Origin of the sequence: Kitasatospora sp. NPDC047058 (genome assembly GCF_040643935.1) — a bacterium.
GTDB lineage: Bacteria > Actinomycetota > Actinomycetes > Streptomycetales > Streptomycetaceae > Kitasatospora.
This window is the reverse complement of record NZ_JBEYVJ010000505.1, coordinates 1-4,266: the sequence shown is the minus strand read 5'-3', so window position 1 is coordinate 4,266 and position 4,266 is coordinate 1. Positions and strand designations below refer to the sequence as shown.

The 4,266-nt window shown below is 71.5% G+C and carries 3 protein-coding genes; 2 read left to right on the top strand and 1 reads right to left on the bottom strand.

Translation table 11 applies throughout. The features are described from left to right. Positions 1–83: 83 nt before the first annotated feature. Positions 84–1,415, bottom strand: coding sequence for a hypothetical protein (locus ABZ885_RS36370; RefSeq protein ID WP_360198673.1), 1,332 nt, complete (start codon positions 1,413–1,415; stop codon positions 84–86). Positions 1,416–1,760: 345 nt separating this feature from the next. Between ABZ885_RS36370 and ABZ885_RS36365 the strand changes: the two genes are divergently transcribed. Both ABZ885_RS36365 and ABZ885_RS36360 read left to right on the top strand, forming a co-directional pair. Next, positions 1,761–2,381 carry an SDR family oxidoreductase gene (locus tag ABZ885_RS36365; RefSeq protein ID WP_360198671.1) on the top strand — a complete coding sequence of 207 codons (621 nt, stop codon included), beginning with the start codon at positions 1,761–1,763 and terminating at the stop codon, positions 2,379–2,381. 146 nt (positions 2,382–2,527) lie between these two features. Beyond that, positions 2,528–4,171 (top strand): alpha/beta hydrolase, encoded by a 1,644-nt coding sequence (locus tag ABZ885_RS36360; RefSeq protein WP_360198668.1) that lies wholly within the window; start codon positions 2,528–2,530, stop codon positions 4,169–4,171. Positions 4,172–4,266: the final 95 nt, after the last annotated feature.

Sequence of the window (4,266 nt, the reverse complement as noted above, 5' to 3'; positions counted from 1 at the left end):
CCCCGGCCTCGCGCGCACGGCACGGGGTCGGGGCCGGGGGCCGGTCCTCAGCGGATCAGGAGTCCGGGATCAGGGATCCGCGATCAGGGATGCAGGACGCGCGACGGCGCCGCCGCGTTGTCGGCCGCCGCCTGGGAGCGGACGGCGCCGGTGACGCAGATGTCGTCGCCCGGCCAGGCGTCCCGCCAGACGTAGCCCGCGATGCAGGTGTGCGGCCCGTACGGCCCGGACACCCAGCGGCTGTAGCGGGCCGCGTTGTCGGCGGCGGCTTGGCTGCGGGTCGCCGGCGTCACGCAGGTGTAGTCGCGGTAGTCGCCGTCGCGCCAGACGTACCCCGAGACACAGGTGTTGGGACCGTAGATCGCCACCGACGTCGCCGAGTAGACCGACACACTCGCGGTGCCGCCGCTGATCGACGTGGAGATCGAGTCACCGTTGGCGTTCAGCGAGGTGACCGGCAGCCGGGCGCCGCCGTCCAGGGTGCGCTGGAGGTAGGGCGTCCCGTTGACGACCTCGTGGATCAGGACCACGTCGTTCGGGATCCCGGCGGTGTAGCCGGCCTTCCGGGTGAACTCCACCGTGTAGTAGTGGAACGGGTCCGAACCGATCGGCACCCGCAGCAGCAGCGGGTGGGAACCGTCGTCGCTCTGGAACGAGCTGAGGGTGTAGCTGCTCCAGCCGGCCGGGGCGACCGCCACCCGGCTGTGGTCGACCCAGCCGAGCTTGTCGAGCTGGAAGCCGACCAGGCCGATCGGCTGCGTGTTGCCGTAGGTGCCGCCGGTGCCCGAGGCGTAGACGTTGGCCGCGCTCATCTCGTCCCACGGGTCGTCGTACTCACCCGGCTGGGACCACGGGGCGTTGCGGTAGCCGGTGTCGTTGGAGAAGGAGTGCCCCAGCCCGTAGCCGTGCAGCATCTCGTGGGCGACGGACACCGAGCCGAGCCCGGTGCCGTCCAGGTAGATCGCGCCGCCCGCGCCCCACCAGTCGATGCTCACGTTGGTGACGACGACGGTGCGGTGTCCGGCCGGGACGGTGTACCCGCCGGCGCTGGCCGCGTTGACGCAGTCGTTGTACCGGGTCCACCGGTCGCGGCCCTGTTCCTGGGCGAGGGTGTAGGGCATCGTGAACCAGCCCGCGGCGTTGGAGTTGCGGATCCGTACCGCGCCGCCGGAGACGGTCTTGAAGTAGTCGTCCATGCCTCCGGTGCCGGCACCGGAGTCGGTGAAGAAGTTCTTCAGCCAGGCCGCGCTGTGCGGTTCGGACGCGTTGTCCGAGACCTTGCACATCAGGATCGACCAGCCCGTGCTGTCGCGCACCGGCACCGCCTGTGCGCCCTGCGGAACGCCCCACACCGCCATGACGAGCGCGGCCACGAGCACCGCCCCCGCGGCGCGGATCCGGCGCAGCCACCGCATTCGTCCGCCATGTACCCGACAATCAGGCATACGCAAGCCCTCCACCTCTCGGCACCCCCCGGGGCCCGTCCCCGGACAGGCGACCGCACCTGTACCCACGCACCGACGAGAACTAAACACCCCACGGAAACGGCCAGTTGAGAGCTCTCGAACACCTGGCCGCACCGCCGGGGCGCCCCGCCCCTGGATCGCCCCGGAACGGTTTCCGGGGCGATCGGCCGGAAGCGCGACGGCGGAGGGGGCGCGATTCCGGCGTCGCAATCGGTGCCCGCCGGCGGGCGGAGTTCTGCACAATGCTGGGAGTCCGAGCACCTGTTCCGGCGCGTCAGCAACGGAGGCAGCACCATGCATCTGGCCATCTTCGGCGGGACCGGTCACACCGGCCGCCACCTGGTCGACCAGGCCCTGGGCCGCGGGCACCGGGTCACCATGCTCGCCCGGGATCCCGCCAGGCTCCCCGCCCGCCCGCATCTGCACGTCGTCGAGGGCGACGTCCGCGACGCGGAGCCGGTGGCCCGGACCGTCGCCGGCGCGGACGTCGTCATCAGCGCACTGGGCCAACGCCGTTGGGGGACCACGGTCTGCACCGACGGGATGCGCACCATCCTGCCCGCGATGGCCGCCCACGAGGTGAGCCGCCTGGTCGCCCTCAGCAACTACGGCACGGCCGACAGCCGCCGCCCCGGCCTCTACTCCACCACCGCGTGGCTCGCGATCAGGTCCATCATGCGGGACAAGGAGCGGATGGAGGAGCTCATCCGGGCCGGCGACACCGCCTGGACCATCGTCCGTCCGGCCGCGCTCACCGACGGGCCGCACACCGCGCACTACCGCACCGGAACCGACCTCCGCCTCACGTTCGGGTCGAGGATCACCTTCGCCGACCTGGCCGACTGCATGCTCGCGCAGCTCGGCACGGACGAGTACGTGCACAAGGCCGTCGCGGTCGGGCCCGCACGAGGGTGACGAGAGCACGGCCGGCCGGCGCGCCACCCACTCGGGGCGCGCCGGCCGCCCGGACGCGCGGCCGCCCGACTCCCGCCCGGTCACAGCTTGATAACGTCCCGCCAGTCCACTGGATGTGACATTGCACATATCACATCATGCTCCCCATGAGAAAAGTCGTAGCCCTGCTCTCGGCGGCCGCGGCCGTCGCCGCCTTCGGCGGAGCGTCCGCCAGTGCCGCATCCGACGTCCCCGCCCCCGAGGACGTCGGCCAGGGGAAGCTCGTCTGGAGCTCCTGCAACGACGCCGCCACGCCCGCGCTGCAGTGCGCGATGCTCGACGTGCCGGTGGACTACGCCGACCCGCGCGGCCGCAAGATCAAGATCAAGGTGAACCGGCTCCCCGCCACCGCACCCAAGGACAAGCAGCAGGGCCCGATCCTGCTCAACCCCGGCGGGCCCGGGTCCTCCGGGCTCTGGATGCCCGCGTTCGTCTCCGGGCAGCTCCCGCAGGACGTCGCCTCGACCTACGACTGGATCGGCTTCGACATCCGCGGCACCAACGCGAGCGAGCCGCACGTCGTCTGCGACGCCCACTACTTCGACGGCGAGCGCCCCGACTACCAGGTGAGCCAGGGCAGTTCGAAGGCCTGGCTGGCGAAGGCGGCCGGGTACGCCGCCGACTGCGCGGCCGACTGGTCCTGGCTCCTGCCGCACATGACCACCGTCGACAGCGCGCGCGACATGGACAGCATCCGGCGGGCGCTCGGCGTGCGGCAGATCAGCTTCTACGGCGGGTCCTGGGGCACCTCGCTGGGCTCCACGTACGGCCAGCTCTTCCCCTCGCACGTGCGGAGGATGGTGCTGGACAGCATCGTCGGACCGACCATCAGCTGGTACGACCACAACATCCTGCAGGACAAGGAGCACCAGCGCCGCTTCGACGCCTTCGCGGCCTGGACGGCCAAGGCCGACTCCGTCTACCACCTGGGCACCGACACCGCGTCCGTCAAGAAGGCCTACGACCAGGTCGAGGCCGCGCTACGGACCGAGCCGGTGGACGCCGCGCCGGCCCCGGGGAAGATCGGCCCGGCCGAGTTCGAGGACACCTTCTACGGCGGGGGCTACAACTTCCTGCGCTGGCCCCGGATGGCCACCGTCCTCTCGGCCTTCGTGACCCAGCACGACACCCGCCCGCTCGCCATCGCGTACAACCGGTACGCGGCACCGGGCGGTGACGACGGCGCCTTCCCGGCCTACAACGCGGCGCAGTGCAACGAGAACGCGTGGCCGCGCGACTGGGAGTTCTGGAAGAAGGACCAGGCCAAGGTCAACGCGGTCGCCCCCTTCTACACGTACAACAACATGTGGTACAACGCCGCCTGCATGTTCTGGCCCTACCAGGGCAACCCGGCCGGCCGGACGAAGATCACCGGCAAGGGGCTGCCGCCCGTCCTGCTCTTCCAGGCCACCGAGGACGCCGCCACCCCGTACGAGGGCGGGCTCGCCATGCACGACGCGCTGCCCGGCTCGAAGCTCGTCGTACAGAACGGCGGCAGCTTCCACGAGATCCTCTTCCACGGCAACGCCTGCCTGGACGACACCTTCACCGCCTACCTCCGCGACGGCAGCCTCCCCGCGGGCGGCGGCCGCATCGCCAAGACCTGCGCCCCCGAGGCCGATCCCGACCCGGTCTTCGTGACCCCGCCGCCGGCCGTCAGCGGCAAGGCCGCGGGCAGCGCCGCCGACGGCAGCGGCGCCGGTCCGCTCGCGCCCGCCGACCCCGAGGCCGTCCGCGGCGTGCTCCACTGACCCCATTCGGTCGTGATCAGCCCGTCGTCCCGGAGCAATTCGAGCGCACGCCGGATGGTCATGGTCGCTCGGCCGAAGCGTGTGGCCAATGCCGA

What these genes read in the sequence shown, in the direction of transcription:
- ABZ885_RS36370 (WP_360198673.1), bottom strand. Translation starts at nt 1,415, where the DNA reads ATGCGGTGGCTGCGCCGGATCCGCGCCGCGGGGGCGGTGCTCGTGGCC.
- ABZ885_RS36365 (WP_360198671.1), top strand. Translation starts at nt 1,761, where the DNA reads ATGCATCTGGCCATCTTCGGCGGGACCGGTCACACCGGCCGCCACCTG.
- ABZ885_RS36360 (WP_360198668.1), top strand. Translation starts at nt 2,528, where the DNA reads ATGAGAAAAGTCGTAGCCCTGCTCTCGGCGGCCGCGGCCGTCGCCGCC.